General features: G+C 64.0%; 22 protein-coding genes. 6 read left to right on the top strand and 16 right to left on the bottom strand.

Annotated elements, in window-relative coordinates; genetic code table 11:
• Positions 1-3: 3 nt before the first annotated feature.
• From ctaD to ABD059_RS16345, 4 genes are all read right to left on the bottom strand, one after another.
• Entirely contained in the window at positions 4-1725 is a 1722-nt protein-coding gene (gene ctaD, locus ABD059_RS16330; RefSeq protein WP_019482757.1) for an aa3-type cytochrome oxidase subunit I, read from the bottom strand.
• On the bottom strand, positions 1725-2591 hold the full coding sequence (gene ctaC / locus ABD059_RS16335; protein WP_343881964.1) for an aa3-type cytochrome oxidase subunit II: 867 nt from the start codon (positions 2589-2591) through the stop codon (positions 1725-1727). The genes ctaD and ctaC overlap by 1 nt, the downstream gene beginning before the upstream one ends.
• A gap of 192 nt (positions 2592-2783) precedes the next feature.
• Positions 2784-3164: a HesB/IscA family protein gene (locus ABD059_RS16340; RefSeq protein WP_343881966.1), complete on the bottom strand. Its 381-nt coding sequence runs from the start codon at positions 3162-3164 to the stop codon at positions 2784-2786.
• Positions 3165-3257: 93 nt separating this feature from the next.
• Complete coding sequence (locus ABD059_RS16345) at positions 3258-4661, bottom strand: dipeptidase (RefSeq protein ID WP_343881968.1); 1404 nt, start codon at positions 4659-4661, stop codon at positions 3258-3260.
• Positions 4662-4722: 61 nt separating this feature from the next.
• On the opposite strand from ABD059_RS16345, the gene ABD059_RS16350 reads away from it, so the two are divergent.
• On the top strand, positions 4723-5295 hold the full coding sequence (locus ABD059_RS16350) for a DUF3043 domain-containing protein (protein WP_343881970.1): 573 nt from the start codon (positions 4723-4725) through the stop codon (positions 5293-5295).
• A gap of 84 nt (positions 5296-5379) precedes the next feature.
• On the opposite strand, the gene ABD059_RS16355 is transcribed toward ABD059_RS16350, so the two are convergent.
• The gene (locus ABD059_RS16355; protein ID WP_343881972.1) at positions 5380-6456 is read right to left on the bottom strand and encodes a quinone-dependent dihydroorotate dehydrogenase; all 1077 of its coding nucleotides are present in this window, start codon (positions 6454-6456) and stop codon (positions 5380-5382) included.
• 101 nt (positions 6457-6557) lie between these two features.
• Here ABD059_RS16355 and ABD059_RS16360 point away from each other — a divergent pair, with 101 nt between their 5' ends.
• Complete coding sequence (locus ABD059_RS16360) at positions 6558-7676, top strand: alpha/beta hydrolase (RefSeq protein ID WP_343881974.1); 1119 nt, start codon at positions 6558-6560, stop codon at positions 7674-7676.
• A gap of 58 nt (positions 7677-7734) precedes the next feature.
• Here the strand turns inward: ABD059_RS16360 and ABD059_RS16365 are convergent, their stop codons facing one another.
• From ABD059_RS16365 to leuA, 3 genes are read right to left on the bottom strand one after another with little or no spacing between them, the layout of a single operon-like run.
• Positions 7735-8541, bottom strand: a complete 807-nt coding sequence (locus ABD059_RS16365) for an isoprenyl transferase (protein WP_343881976.1) — start codon at positions 8539-8541, stop codon at positions 7735-7737.
• Entirely contained in the window at positions 8538-9317 is a 780-nt protein-coding gene (gene recO, locus ABD059_RS16370) for a DNA repair protein RecO (protein WP_343881978.1), read from the bottom strand. Before recO ends, ABD059_RS16365 begins: the two co-directional genes overlap by 4 nt.
• A 56-nt stretch (positions 9318-9373) precedes the next feature.
• Positions 9374-11122 (bottom strand): 2-isopropylmalate synthase, encoded by a 1749-nt coding sequence (gene leuA, locus ABD059_RS16375; protein WP_343881980.1) that lies wholly within the window; start codon positions 11120-11122, stop codon positions 9374-9376.
• A gap of 265 nt (positions 11123-11387) precedes the next feature.
• Here leuA and ABD059_RS16380 point away from each other — a divergent pair, with 265 nt between their 5' ends.
• Complete coding sequence (locus ABD059_RS16380; RefSeq protein ID WP_343881982.1) at positions 11388-13337, top strand: M13 family metallopeptidase; 1950 nt, start codon at positions 11388-11390, stop codon at positions 13335-13337.
• Positions 13338-13351: 14 nt separating this feature from the next.
• Here the strand turns inward: ABD059_RS16380 and ABD059_RS16385 are convergent, their stop codons facing one another.
• From ABD059_RS16385 to ABD059_RS16405, 5 genes are all read right to left on the bottom strand, one after another.
• Positions 13352-14881: an LCP family protein gene (locus ABD059_RS16385; protein ID WP_343881984.1), complete on the bottom strand. Its 1530-nt coding sequence runs from the start codon at positions 14879-14881 to the stop codon at positions 13352-13354.
• 113 nt (positions 14882-14994) lie between these two features.
• Positions 14995-15924 (bottom strand): GTPase Era, encoded by a 930-nt coding sequence (gene era / locus ABD059_RS16390; protein ID WP_019482768.1) that lies wholly within the window; start codon positions 15922-15924, stop codon positions 14995-14997.
• The gene (locus tag ABD059_RS16395; protein WP_377959701.1) at positions 15921-17213 is read right to left on the bottom strand and encodes a hemolysin family protein; all 1293 of its coding nucleotides are present in this window, start codon (positions 17211-17213) and stop codon (positions 15921-15923) included. Before ABD059_RS16395 ends, era begins: the two co-directional genes overlap by 4 nt.
• Positions 17214-17233: 20 nt before the next feature.
• Positions 17234-17707, bottom strand: a complete 474-nt coding sequence (gene ybeY / locus ABD059_RS16400) for an rRNA maturation RNase YbeY (protein ID WP_343881989.1) — start codon at positions 17705-17707, stop codon at positions 17234-17236.
• Positions 17704-18768, bottom strand: coding sequence for a PhoH family protein (locus ABD059_RS16405; protein WP_343881991.1), 1065 nt, complete (start codon positions 18766-18768; stop codon positions 17704-17706). Before ABD059_RS16405 ends, ybeY begins: the two co-directional genes overlap by 4 nt.
• Before the next feature lie 339 nt (positions 18769-19107).
• Between ABD059_RS16405 and ABD059_RS16410 the strand changes: the two genes are divergently transcribed.
• Positions 19108-20061 (top strand): GerMN domain-containing protein, encoded by a 954-nt coding sequence (locus tag ABD059_RS16410; RefSeq protein ID WP_343881993.1) that lies wholly within the window; start codon positions 19108-19110, stop codon positions 20059-20061.
• Positions 20062-20126: 65 nt separating this feature from the next.
• Here ABD059_RS16410 and ABD059_RS16415 read toward each other — a convergent pair whose 3' ends face one another.
• The 3 genes from ABD059_RS16415 to hrcA all read right to left on the bottom strand — a co-directional run bounded on the left by ABD059_RS16415 (position 20127) and on the right by hrcA (position 23132).
• On the bottom strand, positions 20127-20882 hold the full coding sequence (locus tag ABD059_RS16415; RefSeq protein ID WP_343881995.1) for a 16S rRNA (uracil(1498)-N(3))-methyltransferase: 756 nt from the start codon (positions 20880-20882) through the stop codon (positions 20127-20129).
• 2 nt (positions 20883-20884) lie between these two features.
• The gene (gene dnaJ, locus ABD059_RS16420; RefSeq protein ID WP_343881997.1) at positions 20885-22012 is read right to left on the bottom strand and encodes a molecular chaperone DnaJ; all 1128 of its coding nucleotides are present in this window, start codon (positions 22010-22012) and stop codon (positions 20885-20887) included.
• A 106-nt stretch (positions 22013-22118) separates the two neighbouring features.
• Positions 22119-23132 carry a heat-inducible transcriptional repressor HrcA gene (gene hrcA / locus ABD059_RS16425; protein ID WP_343881999.1) on the bottom strand — a complete coding sequence of 338 codons (1014 nt, stop codon included), beginning with the start codon at positions 23130-23132 and terminating at the stop codon, positions 22119-22121.
• A gap of 150 nt (positions 23133-23282) precedes the next feature.
• Here hrcA and ABD059_RS16430 point away from each other — a divergent pair, with 150 nt between their 5' ends.
• Positions 23283-24149 (top strand): DUF3097 family protein, encoded by an 867-nt coding sequence (locus tag ABD059_RS16430; RefSeq protein WP_343882001.1) that lies wholly within the window; start codon positions 23283-23285, stop codon positions 24147-24149.
• 88 nt (positions 24150-24237) lie between these two features.
• Entirely contained in the window at positions 24238-24669 is a 432-nt protein-coding gene (locus tag ABD059_RS16435; protein WP_343882003.1) for a DUF4870 domain-containing protein, read from the top strand.

Raw genomic sequence — 24669 nt, forward strand, 5'->3', positions numbered from 1 at the left:
GGTTTAGGCATCCTTCCGGTCAGCTGCGCCAAGGGCCTGGCCGACGGCCGAGCTAGGCGTATGCTGCTGTTGCAGCTCGGGGTGGTGGAGGTCCAGTGCTGGTCGCTCTGAGCGGATCCGTGGCAGGGACGTGAAGTTGTGGCGCGGTGGTGGGCATGAGGTAGCCCACTCGAGTGACGCACCGAAGCCCCAGGGGTCATCGACCTCTACCTTCTTGCCACTGCGCCAGGTGATGTACACATTCCAGAAGAAGGGAATCAGTGAAGCACCAAGAACGAAGGACGCGATCGTTGAGAACTGGTTCATTGCAGTGAACCCGTCTTCAGGCAGATAATCGGCGTACCGGCGAGGCATCCCAATGACGCCCAGCCAGTGCTGGATGAGGAAGGTGCCGTGGAAGCCGAGGAACAGCATCCAGAAATGGATTTTCCCCAGCCGTTCGTTGAGCATCTTGCCGGTGAACTTGGGCCACCAGAAGTAGAAGCCAGCGAACATCGCGAACACCACGGTTCCGAAGACCACGTAGTGGAAGTGAGCCACCACGAAGTAGGTATCGGAGACATGGAAATCGAGCGGTGGTGAGGCGAGGATGATGCCGGTGAGCCCGCCGAAGAGGAAGGTCACCAGGAACCCGAGGCTCCACAGCATGGGCGTCTCGAAGGTAATCGAGCCCCGCCACATGGTGCCGATCCAGTTGAAGAACTTTACCCCGGTCGGTACCGCGATCAGCATCGTCATGAAGGCGAAGAACGGCAGCAGGACCGCTCCCGTGACGTACATGTGGTGCGCCCAGACGGTGACCGACAGCGCAGCGATCGCGATGGTGGCGTAGACCAGGCCCTTGTAGCCGAAGATGGGCTTGCGGCTGAACACCGGGAAGATCTCGGACACGATGCCGAAGAACGGCAGCGCGATGATGTACACCTCGGGGTGGCCGAAGAACCAGAACAGGTGCTGCCAGAGGATCGCTCCCCCGTTGTCCGGGTCGAAGATGTGGGCACCAAACCGTCGGTCGGCTCCCAGCGCGAAGAGTGCGGCGGCCAAGGGTGGGAAGGCCATCAGAACGAGGATCGCGGTGACCAGCGTGTTCCAGGTGAAGATGGGCATCCGCCACATGGTCATGCCGGGGGCGCGCATACAGATGATCGTGGTGATGAAGTTGACCGCGCCGAGGATGGTGCCGAAACCGGACAGCGCCAGCCCAAAGACCCACAGATCACCACCGAGCCCCGGGGAGAACGTGGTATTCGATAACGGTGCGTAGGCGAACCAGCCAAACGATGCAGCGCCCTGAGGGGTGATGAAACCGGAGACGGCGATCGTGCTGCCGAAGAGGAAGAACCAGAAAGCCAAGGCGTTCAGGCGGGGGAACGCCACATCGGGTGCCCCAATCTGGAGCGGCATGATCACGTTGGCAAACCCGGCGAACAGCGGGGTGGCGAACATCAGGAGCATGACGGTGCCGTGCATGGTGAAGAGCTGGTTGTACTGCTCTTTGGTCTGCAGGATCTGCATGCCGGGCTCAAACAGTTCAGCGCGGATGACCAGTGCCATCACTCCTGCGAAGCAGAAGAAGATGAACGAGGCAATCAGGTACATGTACCCGATGGTCTTGTGGTCGGTGGAAGTAATCCAACTGACTACCACGCGCCCCTTGGACCTCGGCACTACCCGTGGTGCGACCAGGGTACCGGTATCTTCAGCCGTGTATTCGTAGGTGGACATCAGCCGTTACTCCCTGCTGTTTCGGATTCGGAGTCCGGGTAGGCATTGCGATCGTATTCTTCCCCGAGCTGGCCGTCTTCAAGGGTGGCCATGTGCGCGTCGAACTCTTGCTGCGAAACAACCGCAACGTTGAAGAGCATCTCCGAGTGGTACTCACCACACAGTTCGGCGCACTTGCCGTCGAACGTGCCTTCCCGGGTCGGGGTCAGGGTGATGTAGTTGGTGCGACCTGGAATCATGTCGCGCTTCTGCAGGAACGCTGGCACCCAGAAAGAGTGGATGACGTCGCGGGCATTGAGCTGTAGCTCGACCGTCTGGTTGACCGGCAGGTACAGGGTCGGAAGGGTCTCGGGAATGCCTTCCTCGCCGGTAAGGTTCGCCTGGACGCCGCTGAAGTACTTGTCCTCATTGACGTAGTTGAAGTCCCAGGACCACTGCTTGCCGCGGACATCGACGATGACATCGGGGTTGTCGACGCGGGCGTCGATCGCCTGCTGGTCGCGGTCGGTGAAGTAGAAGAACACCAGGACCATGAACAGAGGAATGGTCAAGTAGAACACTTCGAGTGGAAGGTTGTAGCTGACCTGGCGTGGGAATCCGGTCTCATTCCGGCGCCGGCGATAAGCAACGATGCACCAGATGATGAGACCCCAGGTGATGATGCCGACTATCAGTGCGGCGATCCAGGAGTTCACCCACAGATCGATGATTCGGCCGGTGTGGTTGGTGTTGTCGCGCTCGGCGGGCAACCAACCCCTTTGGACTTCAGCTGAACAGCCCGACAGAAACAACGCGCCAATCAGCATCATGCTGGAGATCTTGACGACCCTTGCGCGCCGGGTGCCGGTTCGGTGCTGCGAACTCACAGACGGCCCTTCCTTTTCTTACGTGTCTGCCACCCGTGGCGGCGTTACCCCGTGTGCGCAAAAAGCACACATTTAGTTTTACTACTCACTGTAGAGCTTACCTGTTACCGCCGCCATTGGATGACACAAAGACGGCCTGCCGCGGAACTTTTGGCAGGACATCTTCGTGTTTGTTTGGGCAGCTGACACGTGCTAGTGGAACGAATCGCCACACGCGCAGGAACCGCCGGCGTTGGGGTTGTCGATGGTGAAGCCCTGCTTGGAAATGGTGTCTTCGAAATCGATCGAGGCGCCCGCAAGATAAGGAACGCTCATCTTGTCGACGATGACCTCGACGCCATCGAAGTCCCTGACGGCGTCGCCGTCGAGGGTCCGCTCGTCGAAGTACAGCTGGTAGATCAAACCAGAGCAGCCGCCGGGCTGCACGGCGACGCGCAGGCGGAGGTCGGTGCGGCCCTCCTGCTCGAGAAGGCTGCGTACCTTGTCGGCAGCTACATCAGATAGTGCCACCTCGTGTGCGGCCAACGCGGCCTCGGTGGTTTCTGTGGTGGTTTCGCTGGTGGAAGTACTCATTACTGGTTTCTCCTCGCTGTGGACACGTGTCGCGGTTTTGCGTCCTACCCAATGGTACGTCGGCAGTCCCGTTCGGGACCAACCCCCGGCTTTTCACAACCCGTCGGTGTTAATCCGGGACAGCATGAGCGCCTCGGCGAGGACCGCTTTCTGGAACTCGGCCAGGTGCAATGATTCGTTGGCACTGTGGGCCCTCGAGTCCGGATCCTCCACCCCGGTGATCAGGATCTGCGCCGAGGGGTAGATCTCGGTGAGATCGGCGATGAACGGGATCGACCCGCCCATGCCGGCCTCAACCGCCGGGACCCCCCACGATTCTTCCAGCGCCCACAGCGCGGTCTTTGCGGCGGGCGCGGTGGTGTCGGCGGCGAAGGCGTTGCCCGTCTCCCCCGCGGCGAACGTGACCCTCGCGCCAAAGGGAGCGTGACGTTCCACATGGTCCTGCACGGCGGCCATGGCCGCCGCCGGGTCCTGGCCGGGGGCGAGCCGCAGGCTGAACTTGGCCCGGGCCCGGGGCAGCAGGGTGTTGGAGGAGAGCGCAACTGTTGGCGCGTCGATCCCGATGATGGAGAGGGCAGGTTTCGTCCACAGCCGTGAGGCGATCGATCCGGTGCCGGCAAGACGCACGCCGTCGAGCACTGACGCGTCGGCCCGGTAATCTGCCTCGGGGTAGTCGACCGTTGCGTCGTCGCCGCCGGCCAGACCGGCAATCGCGACGTCGCCGGCGTCGTCGTGGAAGGTAGCGATCAACCGGGACAGCAGGGTCGGCGCGTCGAGCACCGGCCCGCCGAACATTCCCGAATGAACTGCATGGTCGAGGACCTGCACCTCGACAGTCCCGTCGACGAGGCCACGCAGACTGGTGGTCAAGGCCGGAACCCCGACCTTCCAGTTGCTGGAATCTGCCACCACTATGACGTCTGCCTGCAGCAGTTCACGGTGGGTTTCGAGGAAGGTCCTGAAGGTTGGCGAGCCTGCCTCTTCCTCACCCTCGATGAACAAGGTGACGCCGACGCCGAAGTCCTCCCCCAGCACCTCATCGAGTGCCCGCAATGCCCCCAGGTGCGCCATGATGCCCGCCTTGTCATCGGCGGCTCCCCTGCCGTAGAGCCGGCCGTCGCGTTCGACGGCGGAAAACGGCTCGCTCTCCCACAGGTCCGGATCGCCGGGGGGCTGCACGTCGTGGTGAGCGTACAGCAGCACTGTCGGTTTGCCTGGGGCTGCGGGGCGACGTGCCACAACCGCCGGGCCGCCCGGCACCCCGTCAGTGCTGACCCGCAGCACCTGTACGTCGCTGATGCCTGCGGCGCTGATGAGCTCGGCGACGGCGGCGGCGCTGCGATCCAGCTGCGCGGGGTCGAAGGCTTCCCAGGCGATCCCCGGAATGGCCACCAGGCTGACGAGCTGGCTGACCGTCTGGTCGAACCCGGCGGCTACCGCCGCCCGAAGGCCCTGTACTGAATAGTCGGTGCTGGACGAAGGATGTTCGGGAGTCATGATGTCGACCTTACACAGTGACCGGGACCACGGGTCCGATCAGGCCGGGTATCCTTGGAGGGTGTTTGGACGAAAAAAAGAGGCCCCTGAGGCTCCCGTAGACCAGTTACCCGTAGAGCGCCCAGTAGGTAAGGGAGCACCGACGCCGCGCCGTAGCTCGCAGGAGGCTGCGCGGAAACGGCCGTTGGTGCCTGACGACCGGAAGGCGGCACGGGCCGCAAGCCGGGACGCACAGCGGGCAGAACGGCTCAAAACGCGCCAGGCCCTCGACACCGGGGATGAACGGTACCTACCGTTGCGCGACAAGGGCCCGGCCCGTCGTTACATCAGGGATCTCGTCGATGCCCGCTGGAACCTCGGAGAGTTCCTGATGGTAGCCGCCCTCGTGTTCGTGATTCTGAGCTTTGTGCAGAACATTCAGGTACAAGCGATCGTGTTGAACGCCTTCTGGATCCTGATCCTCGCTGTCGTCCTGGATTGCTTCCTGCTGCGGCGGTCCCTCAAGTCGAAGCTGACCGCAAAGTTCGGGGAACCTGCCCGGGGTGACCTCTGGTATGGAGTCACCCGTGGGCTGCAGCTCCGCCGGCTGCGTCTGCCCAAGCCGCTCGTGAAGCGCGGCCAGTACCCCGCCTAGCTATCTTTCGACAATAACCCCGGGACGCCCAGCGGCCCGGGGTTATTTTCTTGGGCTCACTGTCGCGGAGTTACAGTTCCGGGATTATTGCCGTGCTGCGAGCAGGGCTTCCAGGCGCCGGTTGATGCGCCGGGCCCAGAATGGTCCTTCGTAGAGGAACGCCGTGTAACCCTGCACCAGGGTAGCGCCGGCATCAAGGCGTTCGAGGACATCTTCCGCGGACTCGACCCCGCCCACCGACACGATCGTCAGGTTCTCACCGGCCGCGGCACGGAGACGGCGGAGCACCTCGAGCGAACGCTGCTTCAACGGCGCCCCGCTGAGTCCACCGACCCCACACTTCATGACCGTCGCGTTGTCGGTCACCAGCCCCGACCGGGTGATGGTGGTGTTCGTCGCGATCACGCCGTCCAGTCCAAGGTCGACGGCGAGTGCCGCCACATCGTCAATGTCCTGGTCCTCAAGATCGGGTGCAATCTTGACCAGCAGCGGTACCGGCCGCCCGGCGGCCTCATCTGCGGCTGCCCGGACGGCAATCAGCAGGGGCCGGAGGGATTCGATGTTCTGCAGGAGGCGCAGGCCGGGGGTGTTTGGCGAGCTGACGTTGACCACCAGATAGTCGGCGGCAGGCGCCAGCTCGCGGGTACTGACCAGATAGTCCTCGACGGCGTCGCGGAGGTTGACCGACTTCGTCTTCCCGATGTTGACCCCGATCATCGGCCGGTTGGCAACGTACCGCCGTTCGAGTCTGGTGCGCGCCGCCCTGAGCCGCGGGGCAACGGCCGCGGCACCGTCGTTGTTGAACCCCATCCGGTTGATCACGGCCCGGTCGGCGATCAGCCTGAACAGCCTGGGGGTGGGGTTGCCCGGTTGCGCCTGCCCGGTGATGGTTCCCACCTCAATGTGCCCGAATCCCAGGCTGGTGAGTGAGGTGATGCCGTGACCCTCCTTGTCGAATCCAGCCGCCAGGCCGAACGGGGACGGGAAGGTGAGCCCAAAGGCTGAGGTCTGCAGGCCGGGGTGAGGTTTGGTCAGGTGCCGCAGCACCAGGCCGGCCGGCGTCCGCTCCGCCACACGAATCAACCGGAACCCAATGCGATGAGCCTTTTCGGCGTCCATGCGGGCAAAGACCAGTTGAAAAAGGGCAGGGTAGATTCGCATGCTCTAAAACTCCCATGCCGGGGCAGTCAACAACAACTTGCGTTTCGCCCTCCGACCGGCGGATCTGCCGGGCCGGTGGAAAGACCGGTTACAGTTTTCGAATGGCGATGACCTGGAAACCGGACTATCTGGGCGACGGATTCACCGCCGCCGACCTCACACTGGCCGCTGATGATGAGGGGCCCTGCGTCGCAACACTGGTGACCTACACGCCGCAAGTCATCGCTGACCAGCCCCCGCCCCCGGATGCCGCCCCCGGCCTGCAGCACTTGGCACGTTGGTGGTCCCGCCTGACGGATCGGCTGGCCCCCGCTCCGGAGCCCCCGGCCGTCGCCACTCCCCCAGTTACCGCTGTCCTGTACATCCACGGCTGGAGCGACTACTTCCAGCACCGTGGCCTGGCCGCCTTCTTTGCCAGCCGCGGAGCTGAGTTCTATGCACTGGATCTGAGGAAGTACGGGCGCAGTCTCCGCGACGGTCAAACCCCCGGCTATGTGGCGAACCTCGACGAGTATGACGAGGATATTGATGGTGCGATGCGGGCGATTGAGTCCCGGGTCAGGGCGCGGCACGGTGTGGGAACCGAGGTGAGGATTCACCTGATGGCCCACTCGATGGGCGGACTGATCGCTTCGCTGTGGGCCCACCGCAACCCTGGCAGGATCCAGAGCCTGATCCTTAACAGTCCCTGGCTGGATGTGCAGAGCAACCCGATCCTGCGTGGCGCAACCCAGGGTCTGATCGATCCCATCATCCGGTTCAAGCCGAAGGCAAAGCTGATCCTGCCGGAGTTTGGTTTTTACTGGCGCAGCATCAGCAACGCCGCCGACGGCGAGTGGGAGATTCACCCACAGTGGCGACCCGAGTTCGGCTTCCCGATTCGGGCCGGCTGGGTTGCAGCAGTATTGGCGGGTCACGGCCAGGTGCGGAGGGGCCTGGCTATTGACGTTCCCGTCCTGGTTCTGGCCTCGGCCCGTTCGTCGGTCAGCCCGGTCTGGAATGACTCAATGCTGTCCTCGGATAGCGTCCTTGATGTCACCCTGATGACCCAGCGGGCGCTCCAGCTCGGTCCCAACGTCACGGTCTGCCGGTTTGAGGGTGCCTTGCACGATGTCCTGCTCTCCCGGGAACCTGTCCGCCGCGAGGTATACCGATCCCTGGCTGGGTGGCTCCGCTGCCAGCAACAGCCTGAACCTGCCGGGCTGAACCTGCCGGGCTGAACCTGCCGGGCTGAACCTGCCGGGCTGAACCTGCCGGGCTGAACCTGCCGGGGCGACGCTACCGGGCCGCTGGCGCCGACTGGTCCACTGCGCCACCGAACCGTCGGTCCCGGCCCGCGTATTCCCCGATCGCCCGCCACAAGACCCGACGGTCGACGTCGGGCCACAGGACGTCCATGAACACCATCTCCGCGTAGGCGGACTGCCACAGCATGAAGTTGGAGAACCGCTGCTCCCCAGAGGTCCGCAGGAACAAATCCACGTCCGGGAGGTCGGGTTCGTCGAGATACTTCTGGATGGTTTTCTCGGACACGGCCGACGCCCGGAGCCTGCCGGCCTCCACCTGCTCGGCGATCGCCTTGGCGGCGTCGGCGATTTCGGCGCGGCCACCATAGTTGACGCACATGGTCAGGGTGCAGGTGGTGTTGCCCAGGGTCTGCTGTTCGGCTATTTCGAGTTCCTTGACCACGGACTGCCACAATCGCGGTCTCCTGCCGGACCAGCGGATCCGCACCCCCCATGCATCGAGTTGATCCCGTTGCCGGCGCAGCACGTCCCTGCTGAACCCCATCAGGAACCGCACTTCCTCGGGTGACCGTTTCCAATTCTCGGTGGAGAAGGCGTACACGGACACGTGCTTCACCCCGATCTCGATGGCCCCGGCCATTACATCCAGGAGCGCTGCCTCACCCGCCCGGTGTCCCTCGGTTCGGGGCAGCCCGCGTTCGTTCGCCCATCGGCCGTTCCCGTCCATCACGATCGCCACGTGTTGTGGCACGAACTGCGCCGGAATCGCCGGCGCCACCTCACCCGAGGGGTGGGGCCATGGCCGTACGGGGCCGGTACCTGGTCGGTCCTGGTTCACTGACGCTCCACTAGTTTGAGAGATTTGACGACGCGTTCGAGGTGCCACTGTAGATAGCTTGCCACCAATCCCGCCGCCTCCCGGCGGGATTGCGGACTGGAGGCATCAGCTGTTCCCCAGTTTCCGGACAGGAGGGCGGCGAGTAGTTCCATGGACTCCGGCGCTGGGGACGCCGCACCAGGTGGCCGGCAGTCAGGGCAGACCCCGCCACCGAGCGGCGCCGAGAAGGCGGTATGTGGGCCGGGGGTACCACAGCGGGCGCAGTCGGTGAAGCTGGGCGCCCACCCCGCGGTGGCAAGTGCCCGCAGCAGGTAGGAGTCGAGGATCAGCTCCGGCGCATGCAGCCCCCTGCTCAGGGCGGACAGGGCGCCCACGATCAGGTTGTACTGCGCGCCGGAGGACTCGCCGTCGGCGTCGGTCAGCCGCTCAGCGGTCTCAGCGATCGCCGCAGCGGCGGTGTACCGTCCGTAGTCGGCAGCGATACCGTGCCCGTAGGCTCCCTTGGTCTGCGCCTGCGTAACGACGTCGAGGTTGCGACCAGCCACCAGCTGCAGATCGACAGTCATATAGGGTTCCAGCCGGGACCCGAACTTGCTGCTGGTCCGCCGCACGCCTTTGGCTACCGCCCGGACCTGCCCATGGTCGCGGGTCAGGAAGACGATAATCCGGTCGGCTTCGCCCAACTTGTAGGTGCGCAGCACCACGCCCTCGGCGCGGTAGGTGCGGGAAGCGAAGGACGAAGACACAGACCTATTTTCGCACCCCTTGGAGCGCATGTGTGCATCCGTCGACGGTGAGCCTCAGCCGATGGATGCACACGTGGCTGCCGCAGCTAGTTGGGCTGCTGCTGGTCGCGGATCGCCCGGTTTACGGCAGAAATGACCGCCTTCAGCGCGGCCATAGTGGTGTTGGCATCGATGCCGATACCCCACAGCACGCGTTCACCGATGGTGCATTCGACATAGGCGGCGGCGCGGGCGTTGCCTCCTGCGGACAGTGCGTGCTCGGTGTAATCGAGGACGCGCACATCCACTCCGTCTTCACCGAGAATGGCGAGCAGCGCAGCGATCGGGCCGTTCGCCTGGGAGGAGCGTCGCTGCTGGACACCGTTCACGAGCAGCGAGGCGGTCAGCTTGAAAGAGTCATCCTCAGCGGTCGCAGTGTTGACGCTGGTGAGCGCGTAGTGGCCCCAGGTGCCCGCTCCGCCAGCGCGACTGGGCAGGTACTCGTCCTGGAACACCTTCCAGAGGTCGGCTCCGCTGATCTCCCCGCCGACGGTGTCAGTGCGGCGCTGGATGACCCCCGAGAACTCGATCTGCGCGCGGCGGGGCAAATCGAGGCTGTGCTCGTTTTTCAGCAGGTACGCCACTCCTCCCTTGCCGGACTGTGAGTTCACCCGAATCACTGCCTCATAGCTGCGCCCGATGTCCTTCGGGTCGATGGGCAGGTAGGGGACTGCCCAGGGGATGTCCTCGACTGTTGTTCCAGCCTCGGCGGCGTCGCTCTCCATCCGCTCAAAGCCTTTCTTGATCGCGTCCTGGTGTGAGCCGGAGAAGGCTGTGAACACCAGGTCGCCACCATAGGGCGAGCGTTCGGGGACGGGGAGCTGGTTGCAGTATTCAGCGGTCCGCCTGATGTGATCGATGTCGGAGAAGTCGATCATCGGGTCGATACCCTGCCCGTAAAGGTTCATTCCGAGGGTGACCAGGTCCACGTTTCCGGTGCGTTCACCATTGCCGAACAGGCATCCCTCGATCCGATCGGCCCCCGCCAGATAGCCGAGCTCTGCGGCAGCCACCCCGGTGCCTCGATCGTTGTGCGGGTGGAGCGACAGGATGATGTTCTCGCGGTTGTCCAGGTTCCGGCACATCCACTCGATGGAGTCGGCGTAGACGTTGGGGGTGGCCATTTCGACGGTTGCGGGGAGGTTCAGGATCATCTGGCGGTCGGAACTCGCCTCAAGCACAGACGCCACCTCATTGCTGATCCGTGCCGCGAATTCCAGTTCCGTGCCGGTGAAGGACTCGGGAGAATACTCGTAGGTGACCTCGGTGTTCCGCAGGGTCTCCTCAAACTTCTTGCACAGCCGCGCGCCGGTCAGCGCGATGTCGATGATCCCGTCCATGTCCTGGTTGAAAACGACCCGGCGCTGCAGCACTGACGTCGAGTTGTAGAGGTGGACGATGGCCCGGTCTGCCCCCTCGATGGACTGGTACGTGCGCTCGATCAGGTGCTCCCTGGCCTGGGTGAGGACCTGGATGGTGACGTCGTCGGGAATCCGGTCGGTCTCAATCAGCTGGCGGACGAAATCGAAATCGGTCTGCGATGCCGACGGAAAACCGACCTCGATCTCCTTGTATCCCATGTGAACGAGCAGGTCGAACATCTTGTGCTTGCGTTCGGGGCTCATTGGGTCGATCAGCGCCTGGTTGCCGTCCCTCAGGTCGACAGCACACCAGCGGGGCGCCTGGGTGATGACCTTGTCAGGCCAGGTGCGGTCGGGCAGCTGAACCGTGATCTGATCCTGGAAGGGCGTGTATTTGTGGAACGGCATTCCGGAGGATTTTTGTGCGTTGCGCATGGGGTGTGGCCTGTTCTGTGAGGGTTCGCGGGGCAGACTCTTCAGCAGTCCAAGGGTCGGGACTAAGACCGGATATCTGGACTGGGCCGGGCATTACAGACTCCGCAGCGGGGAATCGGCCTTGACCGTGTCGTGGTGACTACCTGGTCGTTGTGGCCCCGCCGCGGCAGCTAAGAAGGAGCAGTTCTGCGCGCACAAGCCAACCCTAGCACGGAGCATAGGATGGGCTTCGGACTGATTCCACTCATACCAGTTAGGAAAACCCATGGCATTGGCAGCGACCACCACGGCGGCGACAGGCACCGACGCGAGGGTGCAGGACGACCTGTTCCGGCACGTCAACGGGACCTGGCTGAACTCCACGGACATTCCCTCGGACCGCCCCCTCGAAGGAGCATTCACCCAGCTGCGGGACGCCGCTGAACTGGCCGTACGCCAGATCATCGAGGACGCCGCGGCCACCGCTGATCCGGCTGGCGATAACTTCAGGATCAAGGCCCTCTACGGCTCCTTCATGGCTGAGGAGCGGATTGAGCAGCTGGGCGTCGAACCGGTGGCGCCGATCCTCCAACGGATCAACGCTGTAGCCTCGACCGCCGAACTGGTCGCCTTGGATGGCGAACTCACGCGGTCCGGCATTGCCGGCCTGGCGCTGCCCTACGTCAGTAACGACGCCGGGAACCCCGAGCGCTACCTGCTGCACCTCTACCAGTCCGGGCTCGGCATGCCCGACGAATCGTATTACCGCGAGGATAAGTTCAGTCAGACCCGCGACGAATACCTAACCCTGCTCATCGCCCTGCTCACGGCTGCGGGTGATCCTGAGGCTCAGACTCGTGCGAAGGCCGTCGTCAAGTTGGAGACCCAGCTTGCGGCCTCTCACATGGACGCCGTCACCCGGCGCGATCCGCAGGCCACCTACAACCTATTGGCCCGCGGCGCCCTTGACGATCTCGCCCCGTTCAGCAGCTCCTGGCTGGAGCAGCTCACCCAGGGGCGTGAGGGACCCGACGAAGTAATCATCAATCAGCCGGAGTACCTGGCCGCGGTGGACCGGCTGTTGGCGGCGGAGGACCTGACCATCTGGAAGAGCTGGCTGACTACTCGGGTCCTGCTGCACGCGGCAAGCTATCTGAGCAGTTCCTTCGTCGACCCGGCGTTTGCCTTTTACGGCACCCACCTCAGTGGCACGCCCGACATCAAGGAGCGCTGGAAGCGTGGAGTGGCGCTGGTTGAGGGTGCCGTCGGCGAAGCGGTAGGACGTGAATACGTCGCGAGGCACTTCCCTCCCACCCACAAGGCCATCATGCTCGACCTGGTCGGGAACCTTCTCGCGGCGTACCGGGAGAGCATCACCTCGCTCGACTGGATGACCGACGAGACGAAGGCCCGGGCCCTCGCCAAACTGGACCGGTTCGACACCAAGATCGGCTTCCCGGACCAGTGGATCGACTACTCGTCGCTGGAGATTGTCGACGGCGACACCTACGGTAACGTGCAGCGCTCCACTGCATTCGAACTGGACCGCCAGCTCTCGCGACTGGGTGGTCCGATCGACAGGGGCAACTGGCTGATGACCCCGCAGACCGTGAACGCCTACTACATGCCGACGATGAACGAGATTGTCTTCCCAGCCGCGATCCTGCAGCCACCGTTCTTTGACGTCGACGCCGACCCGGCAGTGAACTACGGGGCAATCGGGGCGGTCATCGGTCACGAAATCGGTCACGGCTTCGACGATAAGGGCTCCCAGTACGACGGTAGCGGGCGCCTCGAGAACTGGTGGAGCGACCAGGACCGTGCCGCCTTCGACTCCCTGACCCAGCGGCTGGTGGACCAGTATGACGTGCTCTCCCCTGCCGAGGCGCCAGGAAGCACAGTCAACGGCAGCCTCACGCTCGGAGAAAATATCGGGGATCTGGGCGGTCTGTCGATCGGCTACCGCGCCTATCTGCTAAGCCTGGACGGCGTCGAGCCGCCAGTCGTGGACGGACTGACCTCGGCCCAGCGCTTCTTTTTCTCCTGGGCCAGCTGCTGGCGTCAGAAGATCCGCGCCGAGGAAGCGCTCCGGCGCCTGACCGTTGACCCGCACTCCCCCAACGAGTTCCGCTGCAACCAGGTGGTGCGGAACCTTGACCAGTTCCATGACGCCTTCTCGGTGACAACCACCGATGATCTGTGGCTGGACCCGGCTGAGCGGGTCCGGATCTGGTAGCGCTGTCGGCTGTCCTAGGACTGGCAGGTCACCTGATCGGCGGTCTGGCCCGTCAGCGCGGGTGGGAGCCCGTCGGTGTCCACAGTCGAGCCAGCAGTGAAGTCGGTGCCCACGTTTAACGCCAGACCCACGGTGGCCGGACTGGACAGGACCTGCACCTCATCGAGTCCAAACAGTTCGGCCACGACGGCGCCGATTGCCTCATAACCGGTTCCGACGAAGAGCTGGGTCGCCGGAGTTGCCACGTCATCGGTGACAACTGCCTGAGTGTAGCCCTCTGCCACGAGAAGGTCCTGGATCTCCTCGCCCCGATCGGTCGCTCCCGAGGAGTCGATAATGGTGAACGGGACGGCTGCGGGATCAAAGTCGGGTACCGGCTCGTCGGTCGGCTCCGCGTCGGGCGATGCGAAAGCACCGGTAGTCCCCGACGGGTCGCCTGCCTCCGACGGCTCAGGCTCTGGTTCGCCCACGATGCTGCGATCGGCGACCAGCGCCTCGAACAGCTCCTCGGCGGGTTCCGCATCGGGGACCAGCCGGTTCAGGTCAGGCTCGTAAGGCAGGACCGGCATGGTGACGAAAGCCACCTTGGCGAGGTCGACGTCCTTGAGGCGGTCAGCCAATCGCAGTAGATCGGGAATCTGGCTCAGGCCGTCGTCGACCGTCAGGTTCCTGGTGATGGTCTCAGCGATTGCGTACATCCGGGGCAGGTTGGTGAGGGTGCCCTCGTTCTGAATCTTGCGTGCCATCGACGCCATAAACGACTGCTGAGCGCGGATCCTGCCTTCGTCCCCACCGTCGCCGAAAGCATGCCGGGTCCGCAGGAAGGCCAGGGCCTGCTCGCCCTCAACCTCGGAGGTGCCAGCGGGAAGGCTCAGCCCGGAGTAGGCGTCTTCCACGGCGTCGTTGACACAGACTTCGACCCCGCCCAAGGTCGACGAGAGTTCCTTCACCGCGTTGAAATCAGCCATCATGAAGTGGTCAATTTTCAACCCCGTGAGCTCGTTAATCGCCGCCACCGTGCACCCCGGCCCACCGTTACCGAGCGCCCCGTTGAGCATCGCGAGGTCCTGGGAGGGGGTCAATGTCCCGGTCTCTGGGTTGAGGCAGGCGGGCAGCGGGACCAGCAGATCACGGGGGAAACTGACCATTGTGACATTTTCACGGTCAGCCGAGAGATGCATCAGCATCATCACGTCGGAATTGCCGGTTTCGGTGGTGAATTCGGCTCCACCGTAGGCTGCGTTGTCGGCGCCCGCGCGGGTGTCGGTTCCAAGGACGAGAATCTGGACCGGATCCCGGTCAATATCCGCCGTGTCGGCCTCGTTTTGGTCCGTCGAAAGGTTCAGCGGCTGGGTGGCCACATTGCCCTGCAGCCGGAGCAGCTGCACTGAAGCGAACCCGACTCCAGCAACGAGGACGGTGGTCAGGGCTACCGCGATGATCTGCAGGATCCGCTGTGGCGCCCGGCGGCCCAGGTGGCGTCCCGCGGGGGCGCCCACCGAATCCTCAGCGTTCCGGCCAGCATCGGCGCGTCGACGACTCATGCGTTGCAGCCCTTTCGAAGAATACGGTTGATAGTCGCTGGCGTGGGTGCCAGCCGAGCAGACAGCTCCCAGCCACTACCAGACAACGTCCGTCGCGGCCGGGTAGTGCCCGGTCAGAAGCCCAGGCGCACCAGCTGCTTGGGATCGCGCTGCCAGTCCTTGGCAATCTTGACGTGCAAATCGAGGTAGATTCGGGTGCCCAGCAAGGCTTCGATGCTCTGGCGCGCGTTGGTACCCACCTCGCGGAGCCGCGCACCGCCCTTCCCAATGATGATCGCCTTCTGGGAGGAACGTTCGACGAACAGGTTCACCCTAACGTCGAGGAGCTGATTGTCGGCACTGCGACCCTCCCGCGGGACGATTTCGTCCACCACCACGGCGAGCGAGTGCGGCATTTCGTCCCGGACACCCTCCAGGGCGGCCTCGCGCACCAATTCAGCGACCATCACGGCTTCCGGCTCGTCGGTGAGCGCGCCGTCCGGGTACAGGGCTGGCGATTCCGGCATGTGCGAAACGAATACGTCGCCGACCGTTTCGACTTGGAACCCGTCGGCAGCCGATACGGGGACGACGTCGGCCCAGCCCTGTTCCCCCAATACTTCCTCGCCCAGGGCGACAACTGCCATCAGCTGGCGGGTCAGGGCGGCCCGGTCGACCAGGTCGGTTTTGGTGACGACGGCGATCAGCGGTTTCCGCTGCAGCCGGGAAAGCTGCGAGGTGATGAACTTGTCACCCGGGCCGATCGGCTCGTTGGCGGGAATGCAGAATCCGATGGCATCCACCTCGGCCAGGGTGTCCGCGACCAGGTCGTTCAGCCGCTGACCCAGGAGAGTGCGGGGCCGGTGCAGGCCCGGCGTGTCGACGAGGATCAGCTGGGAGTTCTCGCGGTGCACGATCCCCCTGATGGTGTGACGGGTGGTTTGGGGTTTCGACGAGGTGATGGCCACCTTTTGGCCGACCAGCGCGTTCGTCAACGTCGATTTGCCTGCATTGGGCCGGCCGACCAGGGAAACAAACCCGGCCCGGTGCTTCTGTTCGCTCATGATATTCCGCCGTGTCCTTGAAGTTGTGCGGGATTCCGGTCCCTGCCGTCGTCGTCAAATACTGGTTCCCGTTTCCACACAATAATGTGCGAGACCCGGTTGCGGCGCCCCTCGACACGTTCGGCGCGGAGGCCGATACTGCCGACAGCTACCTCGCTGCCCACGATCGGGACCCGCCCCAGTGTCTTGGCGAGCAGTCCACCAACCGTGTCCACCTCGTCGTCTTCAAGATCTACGTGGAAGACCTCGCCCAGGTCGTCGATTCCCATTCGTGAACTGATCCGGTACTCGCCGTTGCCCAGTTGTTCGAGTTCCGGGACCTCCGAGTCATACTCATCGACAATCTCCCCGACGATTTCCTCGATCAGGTCCTCGAGAGTGACCAGCCCTGCCGTTCCGCCGTATTCGTCAATCACAATGGCGACGTGGGTGGATTCCCGCTGCAACTCCTGCAGGAAATCGCTGACCGGTTTCGACTCGGGGACGTAGCGCACGCCGCGACAGGTAGCGTCCACCAGGTCCTCGTCACGACCCTCGGAGCCGTGGAGCTGTGCCACGACATCCTTCAGATAGAGGATCCCGATGATGTCATCCGCGCTGTCGCCTATTACGGGGATCCGTGAATAGCCGGAGCGGAGGAAAAGTGACATGGCCTGTTTCAGGGTGGAGCCGGTTTCGATCGAGACCATGTCGGTGCGCGGCACCATCACGGCCCGCACCTTGGTGTCACCCAGCTCGAAGACCGAGTGAATCAATTCGGCTTCGCTGTCCTCGATCATCTCGGCATCGTTGGCGCGGGACAGCAGTTCGCGGAACTCCTCCTCGGTGAAGAAGGCAGCCTCGGCCCGGGCCGCACCGGGGGTGATGGCGCTACCCAGCGACACCAGCCACCGCGGTATCGGGCCCAGTATCCCGCACAGGAATCTCACCAGCCCCGCAGTCGCCGGAACCACCCTGCTGGCGTGGGTCCGACCGAGCTGGCGTGGCGAGACGCCAACCAGCACGAACCCGACGGCGGCCATGGTGGCGGTCGCGAGCAGCCCGGCGATCCAGACGTTGTCGAGCAGGTCGTGGAAAAGGATCGCGACAGCGACTGCCGCGGCCATCTCGAACCACACCCGCCAAAACCGTAGCGCGTGCATGTGGGCGATCGGTGAGGCGAGGATACCTTCCAGCGCCCGGCCCGATTTGCCGGCCAGCAGTTCCTCGCCCTCCTGGCGCGGCAGGTAACTGAAGGCCGCCTCGGCGGCAGTGACCAACGCTGCGACCAGAACAAACGCCAGGGCCATGAGGGCCAGTAGCCAAATGATCAACTGACTGTCTCCTCGGGCGCTTTTCCGCCCAGGTAATCGGCCAGCAGTCGCCGCTGCAGGCCAAACATTTCGGCTTCATCTTCGGGCTCGGCGTGGTCGTACCCGAGCAGGTGCAGCAAACCGTGGGTGGTCAGGAGCAGCAGCTCTTCCTGGGTTGAATGCCCGGCCTTCACGGCCTGGGCTTGCGCCACCTCGGGGCACAGGACGACGTCGCCCAGCACACCTGCGGGCGTCAGTCTCCCGGCCGTGCCCGGGCGGAGCTCGTCCATGGGGAAGGACAGAACGTCGGTGGGACCCGGCTCGTCCATCCATTCAATGTGCAGTTTCTCCATGGCGGTGGTGTCGACCAGGATGATCGAGAGTTCAGCTTCGGGGTGCACGAAAAGACTGTCCAGCAGGAACCGGCCGAGGCGGATCAGGTTCTCCTCGTCTGCCGGCAGCCCAGACTCGTTGTTGACCTCGATACTCACGGTGTGCCTCCGGCTGGTTTGGCTCCGGCATGGCCGCGTGGCCCCCGGTGATCCCGGGCAGCTGAGGCCCGCTGGTTTTCGTCCCAGACACTGTAGGCGGTGACGATATCGCCCACCAGCCGGTGCCTGACGACGTCGGAGGCGTCGAGGGTGCGGAAGCTGACGTCCTGCACACCCTGAAGTATTTCGCTGACCACCCGCAGCCCGGAGTTGGTCCCGCCGGGCAGGTCCACCTGGGTGACATCGCCGGTGACCACCATCTTCGAACCGAACCCCAGGCGGGTGAGGAACATCTTCATCTGCTCGGGGGTGGTGTTTTGGGCCTCGTCGAGGATGATGAACGCATCGTTGAGGGTGCGGCCACGCATGTAGGCGAGTGGTGCCACCTCAATGGTGCCTGCCGCCATCAGACGGGGAATGCTGTCCGGATCCATCATGTCGTGCAGCGCGTCGTAGAGCGGGCGCAAATACGGGTCGATCTTGTCGCTGAGGGTGCCGGGCAGGAATCCGAGCCGCTCCCCCGCTTCGACCGCCGGGCGGGTGAGGATAATCCGGTTGACTTCTTTATGCTGCAACGCCTGAACGGCTTTGGCCATGGCGAGGTAGGTCTTCCCGGTGCCCGCAGGACCGATGCCGAACACCACCGTGTGACGGTCGATCGCCTCGACATAGTCACGCTGGTTCAGGGTTTTGGGCCTGATGGTCCTGCCACGCGAGGAGAGGATGTTCATGGTGAGGACATCCGCCGGGCTGCTGACCGACTGATCCTTCAACATGGACACCAACTGTTTAAGAACCTGAGGGTTGACGGTGGTGTTGTTCGCGGCGAGGGTGCGGATCTCGGAGATGAGACGTTCAGTGCGCGCGACGTCGACGGCTGGGCCCGTGATCGACAACTCATCACCCCGGACGTGAAGACTGACCCCGACGAAAGTACTCTCGATCAGCCTGAGCGCCTCATCGTTGGTTCCGAGCGCTTGAACCATCTGTTCCGTCGAATCGAAGTGGACCACCTTCGTGTCCAAGCCCACTGCGCTGATGCCAACTGAAGAATCGGTCATATAATCGGCCCTCGCGGCCTTCCATCTCTCCTTGAATCGGTTAGTGACGGCAAACCGCCCATCTCTCATGTTACGTCACGCGCCTAGCCGCCTCCTGTCCCGGCCGAGTGATTCCGCCATCGACGGAACGGGGGCTTTTGCCGTGTCGCCGAGCGCCCAGGAAGCAGATGATCTCATCTGGGCAACGGCCCGGTTTCAATACTGTCTCAGTCCGGCGACGACTTGGCTAAACCCCGGTCGGAGCCTGCTGCCCTATGCGAAGCTGGAAATGTGGCTTGAGTGCACTACTCGGCGGCGCACGAATCCGGCCGAGTGGCACGGCGAAAGGACAGGACGCGAATGGAGTGGTCTTTCCCACGCGATGCTGCCCGGCGCCGATCCGGACGCGCACTCTCGATCACCGCGCTGATCGCCCTGGCTGGGCTGGGATTGGCTGGGTGCACGCCGGCCCCTGGCGGTGATGCGGCGGCCTCGCTGTCTGGAGAGGCAAACACGTCAGCTGGCCCGTCGACGGCGGAGCACTCAGTAGTGACGGAGTCCACCACCCTGCGCAATCTGCTCCCCGTCTATTGGCTGGGAGACAATGACGGAAGCATCCAGCTGTACCGGGAGTTCCTGGACGGCGGGAAGGGTGGTGACCCGATCGCGGCCGCAGTCCAGGCGATGACCGCCAACTCACCCACCGACCCCGACTACTTCGGGTCGTGGTCCCCTGCCGAGTCTGTCAGCGCGTCGATCTCCCCGGACAACGTCATCACGGTCGACATCTCGGCCGACGCCTTCAACACCCCGCTCGACCAGGGGGCCGCCTACCGTGCCATCCAGCAGCTCGTGTACACAGCCACGGCTGCTGCGTCCAACGCGGGACTAGTCTCGGGCGGTGACCCCAGCCGTGTCGTAGTGCTGGTGGACGGCGCGGCAGGGTACACCGCTTTCGGCCACATCGAACTTGGGGGCCAGCTGCAGCGCGACGCGACGCTGATGGCACCGATCTGGATCATTGAGCCCCAGCAGGGGGCGGTCCGTGACCAGCCGACGATTACCGTGTCCGGCAGCGGCAGAACAGAGAACGCGGTCCTGCACTGGCGGATCGACGAGGTGACCGGCGACGAGTTGGAATCGTACCGGAGTGGAACGGTGGGGCTGGAAGCGAGCACCAGTTCCCCCGGACTATTTGAGTTCACTATCGCGCTGGTACCCGGTGAGTACGAGATCAGCGTTTTCGACCGTCCGCAGGCCGGCCAAGAGAACCGTGAACTCGATACCGATACCAAGCGCGTCGTGGTGCAGTAGGCAGCTCGGTCTCCAGCGACCCGTCCCCTGACTCGTCGTCCCGCGTGAGCGCGGAACCTAACTGGCTACCAGCGGCCCAGCAACTGGCTGAGGACCGAGAGGGCAGCGGGGCCTGCGGTGGAAGAGCGTAGCACCTGGTCGCCGAGTCTGACAGGGTGTGCCCCCTTCGACACGAACAGCTCCAGTTCCCGCCCGCTGATACCGCCCTCGGGGCCAACGACCACCGCAATGCTGGTGGGCGGCGTCCCGGCCTGCGGTCCGACCAGCGCCCCGAGACCAGTCTCAGCGTCCTCGTGAAGGACCAGAGCGAGGTCGACCCCGGTAAGCCGGGCTGCCAGGGACCCGCTGTCGTGCAGTGGTAGCACCTCAGGGAGGGTGGCACGCCGTGACTGTTTGGCGGCGCCCCACACCGTGGATTCCCACTTTCGCTGCCCCTTGAGCGCCTTATCGGCGCGCCAACGGACGATGCTTCGATCAGCCTGCCAGGGAATAACCGCATCGACGCCTAGTTCGGTGGCCGCCTCGACCGCCAGTTCGTCCCGGTCGCCCTTGGCCAATGCCTGCACCAGGATGAGACGGCAGGCGGGGGCCGGCTCATCGATCACCGTTCGTACCTCGAGGGTAACTTCCTGCCCGGCGCTGGCCGTGACGACGCCGACGATCCTGCGCCCGCGGCCGTCGGCGACGTCAATCGTTTCACCGGCTGCCAACCTTTTGACGGTCGCCGCGTGCCGGGCCTCGGCCCCGGTAAGGGTGAAACTGGCTCCGGGAAGGACAGCAGCCAGCGTCTCGGGGTCACCGAAGTAGAGTGCGTTGCTCACTCCTAGAGATTACCCAACCGCTCCCGCAACTTCGCGAACACCCCTGAACCGTTGCTGGCCAGCTGACCTTCGACGAATTCCTCGCCCCGGAGTTCGGCGAGCTTACGCAGCAGCTCTTCCTGCGCCTGGTCGACGTTGCGCGGGGTCTCGACGTTCAGGTGCACCTTGAGATCACCGCGCCCGTAGCCGCGCAGATGGGTCACGCCCAGCCCGCGAAGAGTCACGATCTCCCCCGACTGGGTGCCTGCTTTGATACCCAGTTCCTGGTCGCCGTCGAACGAGGCGAGGTTCAAGGTGGTGCCCAGGGCGGCTGCTGTCATCGGCACACTCAGGGTGACGTGGAGATCGTCACCCTCGCGGAGGAAGGATGGGTCCGGGTTGACCCGGATCTCCACGTAGAGGTCGCCCTGCGGCCCGCCACCCATGCCCGCTTCACCCTGGCCCCCCAGCTGGATCCGGGTGCCGGTCGACACGCCTGCGGGCACCTTGATGGTGAGGCTCCGACGGCTACGCACCCGACCGTCACCGTTGCACTCGTTGCACGGGCTCGGGATGACTGTGCCGAAACCCTGGCAGGTGCCACACGTGGCACTGGTCATGACCTGGCCCAGGATGGACCGCACTGCACGCTGCACCTGACCCGATCCCCCGCAAATGTCGCAGGTTCGGGGTGAGGTACCGGGCTGGCAGCAGGACCCGTCGCAGGTGGGACACACTGCTGCAGTGTCGACGTCGATCTTCTTGTTGATCCCGAAGACGGCGTCGACCAGGTCGATCCTCACGGCGATCAGGGCATCCTGGCCGCGACGGGTGCGTGACGGCGGACCGCTGGCCCCACCACCGCCGAAGAACGTTTCGAAAATGTCCTGGAAGGCGAAGCCCGGACCGGCGTGTCCGCCGCCGAATCCGTTGTCGGTCCCGTTCTCGTTGCCGGTCGTGTCGTACACGCGCCGTTTCTGCGGGTCCGAGAGCACCTCGTAGGCACGGGTCACCAATTTGAATTCTTCGGAGGCGTCCGGCCCGGAATTGACGTCCGGGTGCAGCTTTCGCGCGAGCTTGCGGTAGGCCTTCTTGATTTCCTCGCCGGTCGCATCGCGGTTCACACCGAGGACTTCATAGTGATTACTCACTCCTGCACTTCACTTCCTATGTCACTGACCGTTGCAGGGCGTGGTGCCCTGCCGGTATGGGGTCGACTGTTTCTTCAACAAGTTCGTTGCTGCGGCTACGTCAGGGCTAGTCCGTCAGGATCCGCGATAGGTACCGGGCTACCGCCCGCACCGCCGACATCGACGTCGGGTAGTCCATTCGGGTTGGTCCAAGGACTCCTACCTTGGCCAACGAGTCGGGACCGTATCCGGTGGCAATCACCGAGGCTTCAGCGAGGCCGCCGTGCGGGTTCTCCCGACCGATTCGTACCGAGACCCCAAATGCATCCTGCTTCATCTCGGAGAGCAGACGAAGCATGACCACCTGCTCCTCAAGGGCCTCAAGCACCGGCCCGATGCTCAGAGGAAAGTCTACGGTGGATCGGGCCAGGTTGGCTGTACCAGCCATCACAATCCGGTCATCCCGGTTGATGCCGGCCAGCTGCTCGAGCGTACGTGCCAGCACGGTGCCCACCCTGCGCTGCTGGAACGACAGAGCCGCCACGGCTAGTGCGAGTTCCTGCGGGAGGGACGTCAGCTTGGTGCCAGCGACGGAACCAAGAAAGTGCTGTCGAACCTCAGCGAGAGTCGACTCAGGCACCGGTTCTGGCAGCGGAACAACCCGCTGCTGGACGGCCCCGTTGGTCGCTATGAGCACCACCAGTACCTGGTTGGGCGCGAGCAAAACGAACTCCAGGTGCCGGACTGCTGCGCTGCCCAGATGAGGGTATTGCACCACCGCCACCTGGTTGGTCAGGTGGGAGAGCAGCCGCACCGTCCGGTCCATGACGTCGTCGAGGTCCTCCGCTTCCTCCAGCAGGGCCTGGATCGCACGCTTTTCAGCCGCGGACAGCGGCTTGACCTCGGAAATCTGGTCGACGAACAGTCGGTAGCCCTTGTCGGTGGGGATGCGGCCCGAACTGGTGTGGGGCGCAGTGATCAGCCCCTCTTCCTCAAGGACAGCCATATCGTTACGGATGGTGGCCGATGAAACCCCCAGCTGGTGCCGCTCCACGAGGGCTTTCGAGCCCACAGGCTCGCGGGAATGCACATAGTCCTCGACGATGGCACGCAATACTTCAAGTCTGCGTGGTTCGCTCACTTTTCACCTCCGCACACGGTTACTGTCTCTTTCGGCAGATCTGGCACTCGACACGCCCAAGTGCCAAGTCTAGTACGTTCGAAGGGATTGTTAGCATTGAAAATCCCTGGCCGGACCGTCCAGCGGCGAGTCGGGAAGCGAGCAACAATCTTGTCCAGTTATGAATGGGGCGCCCAGGACATCTCAGCCCCCCGCCAGGTTCCCCTGCCGAAAGTTCCCGTCAGCCGGGGCCTGGTGCTGGAGGACGTACAGAGCGGTTATGTTGGCGCAGTGGTCCGGGTGGAGAAATCTGGTGGCATGCACGTCATGGTGCTCGAGGACCGGCGCGGGAGGCTCAAGACCTTCCCGCTCGGATTCGGCTTCCACGTCGACGGCGGGCCCGTTGAGGTGGTGGCACCCGCACTGGCGCCCGCAGCGCCAGCCCGCAAGGTTACGGCGTCGGGGTCGGTCAAAGTGGAGGGCTCCCGCGCAAGGACCGCACGGGCCAGCAGGATCTGGGTAGAGGGACAACACGATGCTGAGCTGATCGAAAAGGTGTGGGGTGATGACCTGCGTCTTGAGGGAATCGTCGTCGAGCCGCTGCACGGCGTCGATGACCTTGCCGGGATGATCCGAGCCTTTGGTCCAGGACCGAACCGCCGGCTCGGTATCCTCGTCGACCACCTGGTAGCGGGGTCGAAGGAACAGCGCATCGCCCAGGAAGCGATGAAGGTTCCGGGAGCCGCCGCCAACGTGCTGGTCGTGGGACACCCGTATGTCGATGTGTGGCAGGCCATCAAGCCTGCATCCGTCGGGCTCACCGCGTGGCCGGTGGTACCACGGGGCCAGGACTGGAAGACCGGAATACTCGCCGGCCTCGGCTGGCCGAATGCCGACAAGGCAGCGGTGGCGCAGGGCTGGAAACGGTTGCTGGGGTGCGTCACCAGCTACTCCGACCTCGAGCCGTCACTGCTCGGGAGGGTCGAGGAAGTCATCGATTTCTTGACCCCTCCCGGAGATTTCGACGGGCCCACCTGATCCGCAGTGCACGTTTGCTGGGTGACGAAGTATCCTAGATCGGAAGGCTCCTGATTAAGGCTGCCCCGAAGCAATAGAGGATGTTCAGTTGTCTAACCCCGCCGACCAGCACGGACAGCACGGATCCGAGGAGGGCCACGGCCAGCCCGAATCCGCATTTGAGGGCGCCCCGGCAAATGCCCTGCCGCTGACCGCCACGGAAGACCGGCAGTGGGCAACCCTGTCGCACTTCGGCGGAATCCTCGGTTTCATCCCGTCGCTGCTCATCCTGCTGATATTCAAAAACCGGGGACCGTTCACCGCCCAGGAAGCGCGGGAGGCGTTCAACTTCACCTTCCCGCCGACGGTGGTGGCGTTCGTGGCCTGGCTACTGTCCCTTTTGCCTGTGGTCGGCGGCGTGTTCGCCGTCGTCAACGCCCTGATCTGGGTCACCATCGCCGTCTTCTCGGTCATTGCCGGGATTCAGGTCAACCGCGGTCGCCCCTACCGGTACGCGTTTAACCTGCGGCTCTTCCGCTAG

Source organism: Arthrobacter flavus (assembly GCF_039526005.1).
Classification (GTDB): domain Bacteria; phylum Actinomycetota; class Actinomycetes; order Actinomycetales; family Micrococcaceae; genus Arthrobacter_D; species Arthrobacter_D flavus.